Origin of the sequence: Chelatococcus sambhunathii (assembly GCF_001418005.1) — a bacterium.
Lineage (GTDB): Bacteria > Pseudomonadota > Alphaproteobacteria > Rhizobiales > Beijerinckiaceae > Chelatococcus_A > Chelatococcus_A sambhunathii.
In genome coordinates, this window is record NZ_LIOL01000001.1 from 578340 (window position 1) to 596189 (window position 17850).

At 68.7% G+C, this 17850-nt stretch carries 18 protein-coding genes; 14 read left to right on the forward strand and 4 right to left on the reverse strand.

Going from position 1 to position 17850, the window contains the following annotated elements:
- Positions 1 to 29: 29 nt before the first annotated feature.
- A complete protein-coding gene (locus tag ASC46_RS02710) occupies positions 30 to 1574 on the forward strand; it encodes a TRAP transporter large permease (RefSeq protein WP_055457927.1) in 1545 nt (514 codons plus the stop codon).
- 43 nt (positions 1575 to 1617) lie between these two features.
- Here ASC46_RS02710 and ASC46_RS02715 read toward each other — a convergent pair whose 3' ends face one another.
- Positions 1618 to 2340 (reverse strand): DUF1045 domain-containing protein, encoded by a 723-nt coding sequence (locus ASC46_RS02715; RefSeq protein ID WP_055457723.1) that lies wholly within the window; start codon positions 2338 to 2340, stop codon positions 1618 to 1620.
- A 217-nt stretch (positions 2341 to 2557) separates the two neighbouring features.
- On the opposite strand from ASC46_RS02715, the gene ASC46_RS02720 reads away from it, so the two are divergent.
- Positions 2558 to 2815, forward strand: coding sequence for a hypothetical protein (locus ASC46_RS02720; protein WP_186437990.1), 258 nt, complete (start codon positions 2558 to 2560; stop codon positions 2813 to 2815).
- A gap of 11 nt (positions 2816 to 2826) precedes the next feature.
- On the opposite strand, the gene ASC46_RS02725 is transcribed toward ASC46_RS02720, so the two are convergent.
- The 3 genes from ASC46_RS02725 to ASC46_RS02735 form a co-directional block, all read right to left on the reverse strand.
- Positions 2827 to 3240 carry a DUF1850 domain-containing protein gene (locus ASC46_RS02725; protein ID WP_055457725.1) on the reverse strand — a complete coding sequence of 138 codons (414 nt, stop codon included), beginning with the start codon at positions 3238 to 3240 and terminating at the stop codon, positions 2827 to 2829.
- Positions 3198 to 5171: a TRAP transporter permease gene (locus ASC46_RS02730; protein WP_245280455.1), complete on the reverse strand. Its 1974-nt coding sequence runs from the start codon at positions 5169 to 5171 to the stop codon at positions 3198 to 3200. The genes ASC46_RS02725 and ASC46_RS02730 overlap by 43 nt, the downstream gene beginning before the upstream one ends.
- 553 nt (positions 5172 to 5724) lie before the next feature.
- Positions 5725 to 6687: a TAXI family TRAP transporter solute-binding subunit gene (locus ASC46_RS02735; RefSeq protein WP_425349083.1), complete on the reverse strand. Its 963-nt coding sequence runs from the start codon at positions 6685 to 6687 to the stop codon at positions 5725 to 5727.
- Between the two features lie 258 nt (positions 6688 to 6945).
- Here ASC46_RS02735 and ASC46_RS02740 point away from each other — a divergent pair, with 258 nt between their 5' ends.
- The 12 genes from ASC46_RS02740 (at position 6946) to ASC46_RS02790 (ending at position 17844) form a co-directional block, all read left to right on the forward strand.
- A complete protein-coding gene (locus ASC46_RS02740; RefSeq protein ID WP_055457726.1) occupies positions 6946 to 8529 on the forward strand; it encodes an OpgD/OpgG family glucan biosynthesis protein in 1584 nt (527 codons plus the stop codon).
- Positions 8530 to 8705: 176 nt separating this feature from the next.
- Entirely contained in the window at positions 8706 to 8861 is a 156-nt protein-coding gene (locus ASC46_RS21165) for a hypothetical protein (RefSeq protein WP_157672312.1), read from the forward strand.
- 4 nt (positions 8862 to 8865) lie between these two features.
- On the forward strand, positions 8866 to 9639 hold the full coding sequence (gene aztA / locus ASC46_RS02745) for a zinc ABC transporter ATP-binding protein AztA (protein WP_055457727.1): 774 nt from the start codon (positions 8866 to 8868) through the stop codon (positions 9637 to 9639).
- Positions 9640 to 9645: 6 nt separating this feature from the next.
- Positions 9646 to 10515 carry a metal ABC transporter permease gene (locus ASC46_RS02750; protein ID WP_055457728.1) on the forward strand — a complete coding sequence of 290 codons (870 nt, stop codon included), beginning with the start codon at positions 9646 to 9648 and terminating at the stop codon, positions 10513 to 10515.
- 39 nt (positions 10516 to 10554) lie between these two features.
- Entirely contained in the window at positions 10555 to 11526 is a 972-nt protein-coding gene (locus ASC46_RS02755) for a metal ABC transporter substrate-binding protein (RefSeq protein ID WP_055457729.1), read from the forward strand.
- Positions 11527 to 11669: 143 nt separating this feature from the next.
- A complete protein-coding gene (locus tag ASC46_RS02760; protein WP_055457730.1) occupies positions 11670 to 12710 on the forward strand; it encodes a CobW family GTP-binding protein in 1041 nt (346 codons plus the stop codon).
- A gap of 193 nt (positions 12711 to 12903) precedes the next feature.
- On the forward strand, positions 12904 to 13914 hold the full coding sequence (locus tag ASC46_RS02765) for a WD40 repeat domain-containing protein (protein WP_055457731.1): 1011 nt from the start codon (positions 12904 to 12906) through the stop codon (positions 13912 to 13914).
- Between the two features lie 9 nt (positions 13915 to 13923).
- A complete protein-coding gene (locus tag ASC46_RS02770; RefSeq protein WP_055457732.1) occupies positions 13924 to 14208 on the forward strand; it encodes a hypothetical protein in 285 nt (94 codons plus the stop codon).
- 103 nt (positions 14209 to 14311) lie between these two features.
- On the forward strand, positions 14312 to 15625 hold the full coding sequence (locus ASC46_RS02775; protein ID WP_055457733.1) for an alpha/beta hydrolase: 1314 nt from the start codon (positions 14312 to 14314) through the stop codon (positions 15623 to 15625).
- 78 nt (positions 15626 to 15703) lie between these two features.
- A complete protein-coding gene (locus ASC46_RS02780) occupies positions 15704 to 16318 on the forward strand; it encodes a ribonuclease D (protein WP_055457734.1) in 615 nt (204 codons plus the stop codon).
- A gap of 183 nt (positions 16319 to 16501) precedes the next feature.
- The gene (lptC, locus tag ASC46_RS02785; protein WP_055457735.1) at positions 16502 to 17230 is read left to right on the forward strand and encodes an LPS export ABC transporter periplasmic protein LptC; all 729 of its coding nucleotides are present in this window, start codon (positions 16502 to 16504) and stop codon (positions 17228 to 17230) included.
- On the forward strand, positions 17227 to 17844 hold the full coding sequence (locus tag ASC46_RS02790; protein WP_055457736.1) for an LptA/OstA family protein: 618 nt from the start codon (positions 17227 to 17229) through the stop codon (positions 17842 to 17844). Before lptC ends, ASC46_RS02790 begins: the two co-directional genes overlap by 4 nt.
- The last annotated feature ends 6 nt before the right edge of the window (positions 17845 to 17850 follow it).

Consider the following 17850-nt stretch of genomic DNA (forward strand, 5'->3'; position numbering starts at 1 on the left):
GCGTGCTCCACGACATCCTCGGCCTTGCCATGTTCGGCAGCGCCTTCGCGCTGCTCCTCACCGGCTTTCCCGTCGCTTTCGCGCTCGCAGGCTGCGCGCTCGTCTTCTTCGCCATCGGCCTGATGACCGGGGCGATGCCCTATGCCTTCCTGCAGGCATTTCCCCAGCGCATCTACGGCATCATGACCAACGACGTGCTGGTCGCCATCCCGCTCTTCGTGCTGATGGGCGTGGTGCTGGAGCGCTCGCGCGTCGCGGAGGAGCTGATCGACACCTGCGCCCGCCTGTTCGGCGCCGTGCGCGGCGGGCTCGGCCTCTCGATCTTCCTCGTCGGCGCGCTTCTTGCCGCGACGACCGGCGTCGTCGGCGCCACCGTCGTCACCATGGGGCTGATGGCCCTGCCGCCGATGCTGCGCCACGGCTATTCGCGCTCGCTGGCAGCGGGCTCCGTCGCGGCCGCCGGCACGCTCGGCCAGATCATCCCGCCGTCCATCGTGCTCGTCGTGCTCGGCGACCAACTCGGCACGGCCTATCAGAGCGCCCAGCTCGCGCTCGGCAATTTCGCGCCGGAGACCGTGTCGGTCGGCGACCTCTTCGCCGGCGCGGTCGTTCCCGGCCTGCTGCTCGTCCTGCTCTACGTGCTCTATCAGGTGCTCGTCGCGTGGCTGCGGCCCGCATTCGCGCCGGCCCTGCCGGCGGAGGCCCGCGACCTCGGCCCTTCGCCGGTCGCAACCGTCGTGCGCGCTGTCGTGCCGACGGTGGCGCTCATCGTCGCCGTGCTCGGCTCGATCCTCGGCGGCGTGGCGACACCGACGGAGGCGGCGGCCGTCGGCGCGGTCGGCGCCATCCTGATCGCGGCCGACCGACGCGGGCGCAGAAGCGCCTTCATCGCGCGCTCCACCGCCGCCGCGCTGCTCGCTCTCCTCGTCCTCACCGCCTTCGTCGATCTGCGCCTCGGGCGCGAGGTCGTGACGGCGGGCCAGTCCGCCGGCATCCTCTTGGCAGCGGCGCTGTGTGCGCTCGTCGCGGCAGGCCTCCTCCACGCCCTCTGGCGACTGGCCGCAGACGGGCTCTTCAAGACCATCGCCCGCGCCACGACCGACGTGACGGCGATGATCTTCGCCATCCTCATCGGCGCGACGCTGTTCAGCCTCGTCTTCCGCGGCCTCGGCGGCGAGGACCTCGTCAAGGATGCCCTCTCGGCCATGCCGGGCGGCCCGGCGGGAGCGGTGCTCCTCGTCATGGCCGTGATGTTCTTCCTCGGCTTCTTCCTCGACTTTCTCGAGATCGTCTTCGTCGTCGTGCCGATCGTCGCCCCCGCGCTCCTGCAGATGGAGGGCATCGATCCCGTCTGGCTCGGCGTGATGATGGCGGTGAACCTGCAGACCTCGTTCCTCACCCCGCCCTTCGGGCCGACGCTGTTCTACCTGCGCGGCGTCGCCCCGCCAGAGGTGCGTACAGCGGATATCTACAGGGGCGTCGCGCCCTTCGTTGCCATCCAGCTCGCCGTGCTCGCCATCCTGTGGCTGTTCCCCGCCCTTGCCACGGCCCTCCCGCGGGCGCTCTACGGCTAGAGTCCGGACTGATCGGCTTGATTCAACCCGATCGGATCCGGCTCTAAGCGCCGAGGGCAGCGCGGCCGACGATGCGGAAGCGCTCGCCCGGCCCGTCCTGCCGGCAGAGGGCGAGCGCATCGACGAGGACGTCCGCCGGCGGCACGTGCTCCGCATAGGCGAGGGCGAGCGCCGCCTCGGTGCGCGCCACGTCCTCGCGCGGCACGCGCCCGGTCAGCGTCATGTGGAAGCGGAATTCCTCGAGCACATAAGGGTAGCCGTAGGTCTCGAGATGCTGCCGCTGGCGTTCGGAGAGCGTCTCCGGCCGGCGCTTGGCGATCTCGTCGCCGTTCGCTGGTGCGCGGAAAGGCTCGAAGGCGGGGACGAGCGCCCGCTCCAGCTGCGCGAGCTCCGCGGATGGCCGGGCCTCGACGAGCGCGAGGAAGGCGCCTTCCGCCGGCCGCCGGCCGATGGCCGTCAGGATGAGGCGCGGCAGGGTGAAAGCCGACCGCGCCTCGGCGAAGTCGACGAGAGCCGCGATGAGGTCGCTCTCGGCCTGGCCCTCGGCCAGGCGGAACGGCGCCTTCAGCGTGGCGTGGAAGGCATAGCGCCGCGGCTCCTCCGTCAGCCTGTGGAAGGCCTCCGCATCGAGGCCGCGCGGGACGATCTGCGGCACCTCCTCGCCCGTCGCCCCGTCATAGCCGAGGATGCCGGAGCCGAAGCGCCACAGCGGATCGTCGGAATGGGGCGCGAAATAGATGGCGTAACGCGAACCGTTGGATGACATTTCACCACTCGTTTGGAGAATGGTCGCGGTGAGGGAGCGACTCGGCCGCGCCTGCGATCGAACGCAGCCGACAAGCCATAGAGCGGCCGGGGCTTTTTCGCCAGCCGCCCCCGACGAGGCCGAAGGCCAAGGCCTCTTGCCTTTCGCCGCCACCATGCTGTAGTGCCAAGACCGTGACGTCACCATGAAGCCGCCGCGCGGCACGGGGAAGACAGAAGTGGCTGAAGCGCAGAAGGCCCGCACCTCCCGCACCCTCGTCACGCTCATCAGCGTGGCCGTGCTCGTCGGCACCGAGGTGTTCGCCGTCGCCATCGCGGCCGGCTGGGCCATTGCCGGCATCTTCGAGCTCGGCCAGACCGTAGGCTATGTGCTGATGGGGCTCTTCGCCCTCGTCGGCCTTTGGGCGATGGTCGGCTTCATGCGACAGGCCTCCCGGGCCGAAGGCGCCCACGGGGCGGGCGGCCACAAGGCTTGATCAAGGCCCGATCAGGGTCGGTCGCACGCCCGCAGCGTCACCGGATCCGCTGCCTGCGGCACGAGCCGCTCGAGCGGCCTGCATAGCCCTTCCACGCAGAGATACCAGTCCGCCACCGCCTGCGAGCGCCGCATGACGACCGTGTCCTGCGGCGGCAGCGATGGTGTCCAGCGCCAGAAGCCGTCGATCAGCCGGGCATCCGGCCCCGGGTCCATGCCCGCGCCGGAGCCCTTGACGCGCGCCTCGGCAATGGCGAGGCCCTGCTCCGTCAGCCGCCAGTCCTCCTCCCAGACGGTCTTTTCCACCGAATGGGTCCAGCCGAGCGTCAGGGCGGCCGTGCCGAGATGCACGACGAGCCCCGCCGCCGCGAGGCACAGGCCGCTCACGCGGCCGAGGCCGGCCGTGCGCCGCGGCGCGTGCGCCACCAGTGCCAGCCGAGCACCACGGCTGCGAGCGCGAAGCCGATCTCGTCGGTCATCGACAAAGCCGCGAAGAGCGACAGCGCGGCGATGGTCGCGACGACGCGCTCCCATGTCTGCAGCGGCGACCAGAGGTAGCCGATGGAAGCGATGCCCCACAGGCCGATGGCGAGGCCGGTCTTGAAGATCATGTAGCTGACATCCAGCCAGTAGGCGGCGCCCGAGAGGCCAGCGACCGGCTGTAGCATCAGCGCTGGATCGTAGACCGCCATGTAGGGGATGACAAAGCCCGGCAGCGCGATGCGCAGCGCCTGAAAGCCGATGCGGAAGCCATTCTCCTTCGCTATCGGAGCGGCCGCGAAGGCAGCGAGCGCCACCGGCGGCGTCAGATCCGCCATGATGCCGAAGTAGAACACGAACATGTGGCTGACGATCAGCGGCACGCCGAGGTCGAGCAGCGCCGGGGCCGCCAGCGACGATGTGATGATGTAGTTCGGGATCGTCGGGATGCCCATGCCGAGCAGCAGGCTGACGAACATCGTCAGCACCAGCGACAGCGCGAGCGAGCCCTTGCCGATGGAGACGACCCAGTTGCCGAAGATTGTGCCGATTCCCGTCAGCGTCATCGTGCCGATGACGATGCCAACGACGGCGCAGGCGAGGCCCACGGGCAGCGCTTGGCGCGCCCCCTCGGCGAGCGCGTCGCGGCACGCCGCCAACGTCTCGACGCCGCCGCGCACGAAGAGGCTGGCGATGACGAGCACGGCGACGAGGCCGAGGATGACGAGGACGCCCCAGATCAGGAAAGTCGCGGCGAGAAGACCGAGGCCGACCCAGAACACGACGCGCATCGCCTCGTGCGCCAGCCCAGCCGCGACCGCCGCGCCGAGAATGAGCACCACCGTGAGGGCGAGTCCGACCGAACCGGAGAACAGGGGCGTGTAGCCGGCAAAGAGGAGGTAGACGAGCACCGCCAGCGGCAGCACCAGGTACCACTTCGTCGTGAAGGCCGTGAGAGCATTCGGCAACTCCGACCTCGGCATGCCGGTGAGGCCGCAGCGCCCGGCTTCCAGGTGCACGGCCCAGAAGGCCGAGGCGAAGTAGAGGACCGCAGGCACGATGGCAGCCTGCACCACCTCGGCATAGGGCACGCCGATAGTCTCTGCCATGATGAAGGCGACCGCGCCCATGACTGGCGGCATGATCTGCCCGCCCATGGAAGCCGTCGCCTCGACACCGCCAGCGAAGGCCGCCCGGTAGCCGAAGCGCTTCATGAGCGGGATGGTGAACTGTCCCGTCGAGACGACATTGGCGACGCCAGAGCCGGAGATGGTCCCCATCAGTGCGGAGGAGAAGACGGACACCTTGGCCGGGCCGCCCCGGGCACCGCCGAAGAGCCCCATCGCCACGTCCGTGAAGAGCTGGATCATCCCCGCCCGCTCCAGGAAGGAGCCGAACAGGATGAACAGGAAGATGTAGGTTGCCGACACGGCCGTCGGCACCGCATAGAGCCCCTCGGTGCCGAAGGACATGTGCTCGATCACCTGCTCCAGCGTGTAACCGCGATGGTCGAACGGCGCCGGCAGGTAGTTGCCGAAAAGGCAATAGCCGAGAAAAATCCCCGCCACGATCGGCAGGGCTGGCCCCATCACGCGCCACACGAGAACGAACAGGATGACGATGGCGGCAATGCCGACAACGAAGTCCGACGGGATGAGTTCGCCCGCGCGCACCACGAGGTCGAAGTAGAAGACCCAGTGGTAGAGCCCGACGAGGAAGCCGCCGATGCCGAGCGCCCAGGCGATCGCGCGGCCCCAGGGGGTCTGCGAGCGGTGCATGGCAAGCAGGCCACCGGCGACGAGGCAGAGAAAGCCGACGTGGATCGTGCGCACGATCTGGCTCGGCACGCCGCCGCCGAATCGCGACAGCAGCACCATCGTCAGAGCGAGCGGCACGAAGGCATAGAGCGCCTCGGCGACCGGGCGGCCGCGCGCGGCATCGACCGCGATCTTCACGGCCCACAGGGCGAAGACGGCGCCGGTGACGACGATGAGGTCGACGCCCGGCAGGAAATCGCGGTCGAGCGGGATGCCGAAGGCTGTGACGATCTGGAAGAAGGAGAATGCGACGGCGATCCAGAAGAGGATCCGGGCCGTCGCACCGGCGCCGAACCCCTCGGGCATCCCGTGTTCGGCGTTCACCGTCGCTGCAGCCTCACGGCCGGCCGTTTCTGCCATTGTCTACTCCCGAAGCGAAGCACCCGCCCCTGTTCGCGGCGCGTGCCGCGGCCGTGGGAGAGCGCCAGTACCCTTCTTCCCGACACGGCCCGCGCCTGCCGGTTTTCGTGCGCCGTCTCAACACCACCCATGCCGAATTTGCAAGGGCCCGATGCTGCGAACGAATATCGCCGCCGCGTGGGGGAGCACGAAACAAGCCATGAAAAAAGCGGGCGCAAGGCCCGCTTTTCTGCCGAGCCGTCCGTCGGACGGCTTATTGAGACACGCCCTTCTCCTTGAAGAAGCGCTCCGCGCCCGGGTGCAGCGGCACCGGCATACCGCCGAGGGCATTCTCGAGCTTGATCGACTTGGCTGCGCTGTGGGCCGCCGCGAGCTGGTCGAGGTTCTCGTAGATTGTCTTCGTCATCGCATAGACGAGATCGTCGGAGACATCGGCGCGGGTGACGAGAAAGTTGACGACCGCCGCGGTCGGCACGTCACCCGTCTGGCCGTTGTAGGTGCCCGCCGGGATCGTGCCGGCGATATAGGGCGCACCGACCTTCTCGACCACGTCGGCCGGAATCTCCACGACCGTGATGTCGACCGAAGCGGCAAGGTCGCGGATGGAGGCGACGCCGAGGCCGGCCGACTGCAGCGTGGCGTCGAGCTGGCGGTTCTTCATCAGCTCGACCGATTCGGCGAAGGGCAGGTACTCCACCTTGCCGAGATCGTTGTAACCGAGCCCGGCCGCCTCCAGGATGGCACGGGCGTTGAGCTCGGTGCCCGACTTCGGCGCGCCGACCGACAGGCGCTTGCCCTTGAGGTCAGCCAGGGTCTTGATGCCCGATTCCTTGGACGCGACGATCTGGATGAAATTGGGATAGATCGCGGTGACGCCGCGCAGCTTGTCGAGCTTGCCCTTGAAGCCGGCTTCCGTGTCGCCTTCCCAGGCCAGCTTGACGCTGTCACCGAGCGCGAAGGCGATTTCGCCCTTGCCCTGCTGCAGCAGGTTGAGGTTCTCGACCGAGGCCTTGGTCGCCTGCACCGACGGCCGGGTGTCCGGGATCTTCTCCGCATAGATCTTCGACAGGGCGACGCCGAGCGGATAGTACACGCCCGAGGTGCCACCGGTGAGCACGTTGATGAACTCGGCCGAGCGGGCCGGCAGGCTCGAAGCCATCAGCACGGCCGTGAGTGCCGCAGCTCCTGCAGTCATCGTCTTCATGAAGCGACGCATCTTCCCTCCTCCCGGAATGCGTTGAGCGGGCTCGACATCGCAGTGCCGCGCCCTATCGGGGCTGAGAGTTATCCATGGCGACGGCTGCAAGCTCAAGTCTTCCGCGCCGCAAGCGCACGGTTTTCGCCATTCCCCCGCCATCTTCCCCGCGATAACCCGATGATGCCGTTGCCGCCTTGCGGGGATGACAAGGTGGAGCGGCGGCACCACATGGCCTGAGAGCCCGACCCACGACGCCACACAACGAGCGCCCCACGCATGATCGACAGACGTATGCTTCTTGCTTCCGCTGCCGCCACTGCCGGCCTTGCGGCAACGGGCTTCGCCCCTGCCGCCCTCGCAGCCCAGGGCCTGAAGTTCGGCAACGAGGCGCCGTTCTCCTTCGAGGGGCTCGTAGCGCGGGCCGAAGCGATGGCCAAGCGCCCCTACAAGGCCCCGCCGGCACCTCCCTCCGAAATTCTCGAGCGCATCGACTACGACGCCCACGGCAAGATCCGCTTCAAGCCGGACTATGCGCTCTTCGCCGATGGGCCCGGCCAGTTCCCCGTCACCTTCTTCCACCTCGGCCGCTACTTCCAGAGCCCGGTGCGCATGCATGTCGTCGCCAACGGCAAGGCGCGAGAGATCGTCTACGACGAGCGCTATTTCGACATGCCGGCGGACAGCCCGGCGCATGAACTGCCGGCCGGCTCGGGATTCGCGGGCTTCCGCTTCCAGGAAAGCCGATTCGGCACCGACCCGAAGCGCAACTGGCGCGGTAACGACTGGGTGGCCTTCCTCGGTGCCTCCTATTTCCGCGCCATCGGCGCCCTCTACCAGTACGGCCTGTCGGCGCGCGGCATCGCGCTCGACGTGGCGGTCGCCGGCAAGCCCGAGGAATTTCCCGCCTTCACGCATGTCTATTTCGACACGCCGGCGGACGGCAGCGACACGGTCACGGTCTGCTGCCTGCTGGACGGGCCGAGCATCTGCGGCGCCTACCGCTTCGTCATGCAGCGCGGTGAGGGCGTGCTGATGGATATCGACAGCACGCTCTTCCTGCGCAGCGATGTCACTCGCTTCGGCTTGGCGCCCCTCACGTCGATGTACTGGTACTCGGAGACGGTGAAGCCGACGGCCGTCGACTGGCGGCCGGAGATCCACGATTCCGACGGTCTTGCCTTGTGGACCGGCGCAGGCGAGCACATCTGGCGGCCCCTCAACAACCCGCCGCGCACCATCGCCTCCGCCTTCCAGGACGAGAACCCGCGCGGCTTCGGCCTCCTGCAGCGCGACCGCGCCTTCGACCACTATCTCGACGGCGTCTTCTACGACCGGCGGCCGAGCCTTTGGGTGGAGCCGAAGGGCGACTGGGGCAAGGGCGCCGTCGAGCTCATCGAGATCCCGACGGACGACGAGATCCACGACAACATCGTGGCCATGTGGGTGCCGCGCGAGCCCGCGAAGGCGGGCACGCGCCACGACATCTCCTACCGCCTGCACTGGCTCGCCGACGAGCCCTTCCCGACGGCCCTCGGCCGCTGCGTCGCCACGCGCCTCGGCAACGGCGGCCAGCCGGGCCAGCCGCGCCCGGCAGGCGTGCGCAAGTTCATGCTCGAGTTCCGCGGCCCGCCGCTCGCGACCATCCCCTTCGGCGAGCAGCCGGAACCCGTGCTCTGGGCCTCGCGCGGCAGCTTCTCCTACATCCTCACCGAGGCCCTGCCCAACGACGTGCCCGGCCACTGGCGCGTGCAATTCGACCTCACCGTCGAGGGCACCGAGCCGGTCGAGATGCGCTGCTTCCTGAAACTCGGCGACCAAGTGCTGACCGAGACGTGGCTCTACCAGTACCACCCGTTTTGAGCAGCAGCGGGGCCCGCCGCCACACAACCTCGGTCCCCGCGCAAGCAGCGAAGCGGAATGCGAAGCGAGCCACGAGGATGTGTCGGGACCGGCAGATCCCGGAACATTCCCCGGCGGCGCCCTGACGCGGCCCTGCGTGCTTGCAATGTTATAGTAGAACATCTAATTCAATGGTCATGACGCATTCGCACGCGCATCGCCACCATCATCACCATACCGAAGCGGTGCAGCCGACCCTGTCACTGCTGCGCATGTCGGCGCTGACGCGCCTTGCCGGCGCGGGTGCGGTGCTCGTGCTGCTATGGATCGCCGTTTTGTCCGTGCTGGATTGAGCCCATGACCGATGCCACGCGCGCGAGCGACGCCATCCGCTTCGAGAACCTGACGCTCGGCTACGACCGGCACCCGGCCGTGCACCATCTCGACGGCGCCTTGGCGAGCGGCAGCCTGACGGCTGTCGTCGGGCCGAACGGCGCCGGCAAGTCCACCCTGCTCAAGGGCATCGTGGGGGCGCTGCCGCCGTTGTCCGGCCATATCCGCCTGTCGCTCGGCAGGCCGCGCGGGGCGAAGGCGCGCATCGCCTATCTGCCGCAGGCGGCCGACATCGACCGCAGCTTCCCCATCACCGTCTACGACCTCGTCTGCGTCGGGCTGTGGAACCGCGCCGGCCTGTTCGGCGGCATCGGCCGCAAGGACCGGGTGCAGATCGAGGAGGCGCTCGCCGCCGTCGGCCTCACCGGCTTCGAGAAGCGCACCATCGGCACGCTCTCGGGCGGGCAGATGCAGAGGGCGCTCTTTGCTCGCCTCCTGCTGCAGGATGCCGACATCATACTGCTCGACGAGCCCTTCACCGCCATCGACGCCCGCACCACGGCGGACCTTCTCGCCCTCGTGCGCCGCTGGCACGACGAGGGGCGCACGGTCGTCGCCGTGCTGCATGACATGGAGATGGTCCGTCAGGCTTTCCCGCGCACCCTCCTGCTGGCGCGCGAGCCGGTGGCCTGGGGCGAGACGGACGAGGTGCTGACGGCCGAGAACCTGCTGCGGGCCCGCCACCTCGTCGAGGCCTTCGACACGCATGCGCCGATCTGCGCACGCGACGCGGCCTGAGCGGCGATGCTCTACGACCTTCTCATCGACCCCTTCGTGGAATTCGATTTCATGCGCCGGGCCCTCGTCGGGGCCGCCGCCCTTGCCTTGTCGGGCGGCCCGGTCGGCGTCTTCCTGATGCTGCGCCGCATGAGCCTGACGGGCGACGCGATGGCCCATGCCATCCTGCCCGGTGCCGCCGTCGGCTTCCTCCTCTACGGCCTGTCGCTGCCGGCGATGACCATCGGCGGGCTCGCCGCCGGCTTCGCGGTGGCACTCGCCGCCGGCCTCGTCGCACGCACGACGGCGCTGAAGGAGGACGCGGCCCTCGCCGCCTTCTATCTCATCTCGCTCGCGCTCGGCGTGACGCTCGTCTCGCTGCGCGGCTCCAACGTCGACCTGCTGCACGTCCTCTTCGGCACGGTGCTCGCCCTCGACGACGCGACGCTCCTGCTCGTCGCCGGCATCGCCACCGTCACCCTCGGCGCCCTCGCGCTCCTCTACCGGCCGCTGGTGCTGGAATGCGTCGATCCGGGCTTCCTGCGCTCGGTGAGCCGCGCGGGAGCCGCCGCGCATCTCGCATTCCTCGCCCTCGTCGTCATCAATCTCGTCGGCGGCTTTCACGCCCTCGGCACCCTGCTTGCCGTCGGCATGATGATGCTGCCGGCCGCGAGCGCCCGCTTCTGGAGCGGTGACATCACGGTGATGATCGGCGTCTCCACCCTCGTCGGCATGCTGTCCGGCGCGGCCGGGCTCATCCTGTCCTACCACACCGGCCTGCCGGCGGGCCCGTCCATCATCCTTGTCGCCGGCGGCGCCTATATTGCCTCGCTCCTCGTCGGCCCAGTCGACGGCCTCCTGTGGCGCCTCGTGCCAGGACGACATCTCGAAGCCTGAAATCACCGCCGCCCCGCGGCGGACGCTGGAGGATAGACCATGCGTACCAGACGCAACGTTATATCAGCACTTTTCGCCGTCATGGCGCTGCCACTCGCTCCTGCTGCCTTGGCGCAACCGGCCGAGGCGCCCTCGAAGACGAGGGTCGTCGCCACCTTCTCCATCCTGGGCGATCTCGTCCGCGAGGTCGGCGGCGAGCGCATCGACCTGACCGTACTTGTCGGGCCTAACGGCGACGCGCATGTCTATTCGCCCTCGCCCGCTGATGCCCGCAACCTCGCCGAGGCCAGAGTGATCTTCGTCAATGGCCTCAAGTTCGAAGGCTGGATCGACCGCCTGGTACAGGCCTCCGGCACCAGGGCCACGATCGTCGAGGCCGCGGCCCGAGTGACGCCGCTGGAAATGGAGAACGACGGCCACGGGCATGGACACGCCCACAGCCGTGCCGACGATCATGACGAGAAGCACGCCCACGAGCACGGCGGGCTGGACCCGCACGCCTGGCAGGATGTGGCCAATGCGAAGCTATATGTCGCGGCGATCCGCGACGCACTCGTCGCCGCCGATCCGGCGGGCAAGGATGCTTATGCCGCCAACGCCGAGGCCTATCTCACCAGACTCGATGCGCTCGAGGCCGAGGTCAAGGCGGCGGTCGAGGCCATCCCGCGCGACCGTCGTAAGGTCATCACCTCGCACGACGCGTTCGGCTATTTCGCGCGGGCCTACGGCCTCACCTTCATCGCCCCCCAGGGCGTCTCGACCGATGCGGAAGCCTCGGCCCGTGACGTCGGCCGCATCATCCGCCAGATCAAGCGCGACAAGATCCCCGCCGTCTTCCTCGAGAACGTCACCGATCCGCGCCTCGTCGAGCGCATCGCCAAGGAGACCGGCGCCAAGATCGGCGGCCGCCTCTATTCGGATGCCCTGTCGGATGAAAACGGCGCGGCGGGGACTTACATCGCCATGATGCAGCACAATATAAAGGCGCTGAACGCCGCCCTCGCCCGGTGACGGTCGACGGCGGCCCGGCGGCGGTGCTAGGAGGGGGTGGAAAGCCCCGCATCCGGGGCACCGCCTTTCGCGAGGTCTGATCACGCCCGCGCGGCAGGGTCCGTCAGGATCGGGCTGCGCCCGGCGTCCCTTGGAGCCCATCTATGGCCGACAAGATTCCCGTCACCGTCCTCACCGGCTATCTCGGCGCCGGCAAGACGACGCTTCTCAACCGCATCCTCACGGAGCCGCACGGCCAGCGCTTCGCCGTCATCGTCAATGAATTCGGCGAAGTCGGCATCGACAACGACCTCGTCGTCGGCGCGGACGAGGAAGTGTTCGAGATGAACAACGGCTGCATCTGCTGCACCGTGCGCGGCGACCTCATCCGCATCCTCGACGGGCTGATGAAGCGCAAGGGCAAGTTCGACGCCATCATCGTCGAGACGACCGGCCTCGCCGATCCGGCGCCCGTGGCCCAGACCTTCTTCATGGACCAGGACGTCTCCGACAAGACGAAGCTCGACGCCGTCGTCACCGTCGCCGACGCCAAGTGGCTGACCGACCGGCTGAAGGATGCGCCGGAAGCGAAGAACCAGATCGCCTTCGCCGACGTCATCATCCTCAACAAGATCGATCTCGTCTCGCCTGAGGAACTCGCCGAGGTGGAAGGCCGCATCCGCGCCGTCAACCCCTACGCGATGCTGCACAAGGCAGAGCGCGCCGCCGTCGACATCTCGCAGGTGCTCGGCCGCAACGCCTTCGACCTCGAGCGCGTGCTCGAGCTCGAGCCCGCCTTCCTCGAGGACGACGGCCACCACCACGATCATGACCACGACCATGCCTGCGGTCCGGACTGCGACCATGATCATCACCACCATCACGGCGGGCTGAAGCACTATCACGACGAGGACATGCAGTCGGTGGCGCTGACCATCGACGGCGAGGTCGATCCCGACAAGTTCCTGCCGTGGGTCAACGACCTCGTGCAGCGCGAAGGCCCGAACATCCTGCGTTCCAAGGGCATCCTCGCCTTCCGCGACGAGCCGCGCCGCTTCGTCTTCCAGGGCGTGCACATGATCCTCGACGGGGACCTGCAGCGCGAGTGGAAGCCCGGCGAGGAGCGCCGGTCGAAGATCGTCTTCATCGGCCGCAACCTCGACAAGGAGGCGATCCGCGAGGGCTTCCTGGCCTGTACGGCGTGACGCGGCGGGCCATTGCTCGCTCCCCCGGCTTGCCGAACGACTCCTCTTGTCCCCTCCCCCCTTGTGGAGGAGGGTAGGGAGGGGGGTGGAGCAGCACGCAGGCGGTCGTGCTCTTGCGTCGCGCCCCCCACCCCTACCCCCTCCCCGCAAGGGGGAGGGGAGTCTCCGACCGACGCTCGATTATAAAGATCCCATGGCCGCTCCGACGATCTCCTCCCTCACCGACCATGTCGCCGATCTCGCTGCCGGCGCGCATGTCACCGCCCTCGCCTGGCTCGGCGGCACCACCGCATTCGCACTGGCCGACGGCGCGGCGCTGCTCGTTGCCGGCGACGACCAGAAACGCGTCGCGGCCCATCCGGACGGGGCCGCGCTCGTCGCGACGAGCGACGGCCGGCGGCTCGTGACCGGCGGGGACGACGGCCGCATCGTCGCCGTCGCCGGCGACGGTACGGTGGAGGAGATCGGCGACGAGAAGGGCCGCTGGATCGACGCCATCGTCGCCGGTCGCGACGGCACCCTCGCCTGGAGCGCCGGCAAGCGCGTCACGGCGCGTGACGGCCGGGGCCGCCTGCGCCATTTCGAGGCACCCTCGACAGCCCAGGGCCTTGCGTTCTCGCCGAAGGGCTACCGCCTCGCCATCGCTCACTACAACGGCGTCAGCCTCTGGTTTCCGAACACTGACGCGGAGCCCGAAAAGCTCGAATGGAAGGGCTCGCACCTCGGCGTCACCTGGTCGCCGGACGCGCGCTTCGTCGTCACCTCCATGCAGGAGAACGCCCTGCACGGCTGGCGCCTCTCCGACCGGCGCGACATGCGCATGACCGGCTATCCGGCCAAGACACGCTCCTTCTCCTGGTCGCACGACGGCAACTGGCTCGCCACCTCCGGCGCCGATGCCGTCATCGTCTGGCCCTTCGATAAGGACGGCCCGATGGGCCGCGCGCCGCGGGAATGCGGCGTGCGCCACGCCAAGGTTTCGCGCGTCGCCTTCCATCCCGGTGCGCTCGTCGTCGCCGCCGGATACGAGGATGGCTGCATCCTCCTCATCCGCCTCACCGACGCGACGGAGCTGCTGGTGCGCCGCGCGAGCGTGGAAGCGCAGGAGGATGCGGCGGTGACAGCCCTCGCCTGGGACGCCAAGGGCAAGCGCCTCGCCTTCGGCACGGCCGCGGGGGCGGCCGGCATCCTCACTTTGCCCTGAGGAGGGGCCATGGCGCTGCGCTTCGGCCTCTTCGGCAGGAAGGACGGCGACGACGGGGCCAGGGTCGCACTCGCCGCCCTGAAGGAGCGGGCCCGCATCGTGCTCTGCCTCTCCGACGAGGCGACCGTCGCCGTGAACGAGATCGTCTGCGCCGATCCCGCCTGCCCGGGCCTCGAGACTGTCGTCCTCATCATGGAGCCCGGCCGCAGGACCCGGGCGCTCAAGATCGCCAAGGCCGCCGGCGCGGTGACGGACGACGACCTGCACACGGCGGCCGCCGGCGCGCGGCTCTGAGACGATCGGTCATCTGCCTTGTTGTGCCTTGCCATTCCCGCCCTGCCGGGCAAAGCTGCCGCGCCGGCCGTCTTGACCGGCGGGGTTGGGGAGCGGTCTGGCGATGGTCGTCGGCGGTTTGCGAGTGTGGTGGCTGAAGCCGTTGGCCGGCATTCTCCTCTGCACGAGCCTCGCCGCCTGCGCCGGCCCACCCAAGGGTGTACTGGTGCCGGTTGCCACCGGGGCGCCCGGTGCCGCCACGGTCGACATGATCGTGGCAACGACCCGCAGTGCCGGGGCGACCCCTGCCGAGATGTTCACGGGCGAGCGGGGCCGTGACCCAGCCTTCGCCCGGATTACCGTCTCGATCCCGCCCGATAGCGCCCGCACCGTCGGCGAGGTGCAGTGGCCAAGCCGCGTGCCCGGCAACCCGGCAACCGACTTCGTCACGCTCCGGGCCGACAGACTTGACCGCCAGGGCGCGCTCGACTGGTTCCACAAGGCGGTGGCGCGCACGCCCAAACGCCGCGTGCTCGTGTTCATCCACGGCTTCAACAACCGCTTCGAGGATGCGGTCTTCCGCTTCGCCCAGATCGTCCACGATTCGGGCTCGCCCGTTGTGCCGGTGCTGTTCACCTGGCCGTCGCGCGCCAGCATCCTCGCCTACGGCTACGACCGCGAGAGCAGCACCTATTCCCGCGACGCGCTGGAAACCCTGCTGACCGCGCTTGCCCGGGATCCGGCGGTCGGTGAGATCTCGGTGCTCGCCCATTCCATGGGCAACTGGGTGACGCTGGAGGCGCTGCGTCAGATGGCCATCCGCAACGGCCGCGTGGCTTCGAAGATCCGCAACGTCATGCTGGCGGCACCGGACGTCGACGTCGACGTCTTCCGTACCCAGCTCGCCGCCATCACGAGACCGCGCCCCAATGTCACCCTTTTCGTCTCGCAGGACGACAGGGCCCTCGCTGTCTCGCGCCGGGTCTGGGGCAGTTCGGCCCGGCTCGGCGCCATCAATCCCGAGGCGGAGCCCTACCACACCGACCTGCCGCGCGACGGCATTACCGTCATCGATCTCACCAAGCTGCAGACAGGCGACCGGCTCAACCACGGCAAGTTCGCCCAGAGCCCGGAGGTCGTGCAGATCATCGGCCAGCGCCTCGTCGCCGGCCAGACGATGACGGACCAGCGCGTCGGCCTCGGCGACCGCATCATCCAGCTGACCGCGGGTGCAGCGAGTTCGGTCGGCACCGCCGCCGGCCTCGTCATCAGCGCGCCGGTCTCGGTCCTCGACGAGACCTCGCGCGGTAACTACGGCGCGCATGTCGAGCGTCTCGGCGGCTCGCTCGCCGACACGGCCGAGGCGACCGGCACCCTCCTCGTGCCGCAGATGTCCGCCCGCCGGCAGGGCACCGCGGCCGAACGGCCGTCGCCCTGACCGTCGCCATCGTTCTCGCGGGCCCTTGCCCTGCCGTAGGCGCGGTGGTAGCCCGAAGTGAAAGAAGGACGCTGCGACATGACGATCCGCCTGCACATCGGCGACCTGCCGGCCGACGCCGACTTCGGCGATGCCGTGGCCGTCGACACCGAAACCCTCGGCCTCGTGCCCCAGCGCGATCGGCTGTGCCTGGTGCAGCTGTCACGCGGCGACGGCACGGCGGACCTCGTCCAGATCCGCCCCGAAGGGCCGCGGCCCGACAATCTCGCGCGCCTCCTCGCGGACGAGAAGGTCTTGAAGATCTTCCACTACGCTCGTTTCGACCTCGCCGTCATCGAGCATTATCTCGGCGTCATGCCGGGTCCGGTGTTCTGCACCAAGATCGCCTCGCGCCTCACCCGCACCTACACCGACCGCCATGGCCTCAAGGACGTGCTGCGGGAACTCCTCGGCATCGAGATTTCCAAACAGCAGCAGTCGTCCGACTGGGGCGCCCCGACTTTGAGCGAGGCCCAGCTCGCCTATGCGGCCTCGGACGTCCTGCATCTCCACGCATTGAGGGACAAGCTCGAGGCGCTCCTTGCCCGCGAGGGCCGCTCGGAGCTCGCCCGCCAGTGTTTCAACTTCCTGCCAACGCGGGCGCGGCTCGATCTTGCGGGCTGGCCCGAGGTCGACATTTTCGCGCATTCGTGAGCCGGTTGGCTCGAGGCTTTGACCTTGCGCGCCGGCATCACTACATGAGGCTTGCCTTGGCGTGCATTGCCGTGCATGCCGAGTTATCTTGCGTTTTGATATTGCCGTCGATCGCGCGCCTTGTCGGGGCAGGAAGGATCCGCCCATCCGTGCGTTCGCCATGCGAGGTTGAGAACCTGTCACATGTCCGTCGGGGTGTCGTCGTCTAACAGGGCCGGCCGCCGCGTCACGCGCGGTGGCGATGCCTATGGAGCCGCCCTGCGTCATTCAGGCCGTGTGCGCTTTCTGCGGCGCGCGATTCCCGTCGGCGCATTTCTCGCCGTTCTCGCCATCGTTGGCATCAGCCTGCTTGCCCCGTTGGGCGCCATCGGCGGCCTGTCGCTCGGCCCCGTCAGCCTGTCCGGCACCAAGATCACCATGAGCGCGCCCAAGCTGCGCGGCTTCCGCGAGGGTACCCAGCCCTACGAGCTGACCGCCTCGGCCGCCACCCAGGACACGCGCAAGCCCAACCTCATCGAACTCGCCACCATCGACGGCCACGTCACGCTGAAGGACCAGGGCCGCGCGCATCTGAGCGCCGACAGTGGCCTCTATGATTCCCAGAAGGAACAGCTCGCGCTCGACGGAAACGTGCGGGTCACGACCGAGCGCGGCTACGATGCGCGACTCAAGTCGGCTTTCGTCGATTTCAAGGCCGGCACGGTGACCTCCAAACAGCCGGTCGAGGTCACCATTACCGGCGCGACCATTACCGCCGACACGCTTGACGTGACCGACAACGGGCAGCACATCACCTTCGCCGGACGGGTGCAGGCAACGATCGAGACCAAGGCGGCTCGCCAGCCCACCGCAGCCGATCCGCCGCCGACCGGCGGCGCCGAGACCGGATCCAACCGAGAAGATCGTCCATGACCATCAGGCTCCTGCCCCACGCCCTCCTTGCCGTTGCGCTGATGGCAGCCCCGGCCCTCGCCCAGCAGCAGGAGAGCGCATCGCCCTTCGGCGGGCTCGGCAACAGCAAGGACCCGATCAAGATCGACGCCGACCGGCTCGAGATCTTCGACAAGGAGCAGCGCGCCGTGTTCTTGGGCAACGTCGTCGCCGTTCAGGGCGACACGACCATGCGCTGCTCGCAGCTCGTCGTCCATTATGACCAGAGCGCTACACGGGGCGGCAGCCAGGCCGGCGGCAACCAAGCCAGTGCCGCGCAGCAGGCGGCTGGACAGACCGGGGGCACGCCGGCGGAAAACAACATCAAGAAGCTCGACTGCGCCGGGCCGGTGACAGTGGTCTCCAAGGACCAGACCGCGACCGGCGACAACGCCACCTTCGACCGTCAGGCCAACCGCGTGTTCCTGACCGGCAAGGTCGCGCTCAGCCAGGGTCAGAACGTGCAGCAGTGCGACCACATCGTCTACGACCTCAACACCAGCATCGCCCGGTGCGAGTCGAAGCCGGGCGGGCGCGTGCAGGGTGTGTTCGTCCCCGGGGGCAACGAGCCGCAGAAACCGGCACGTCCCCGCTGAGCCGCA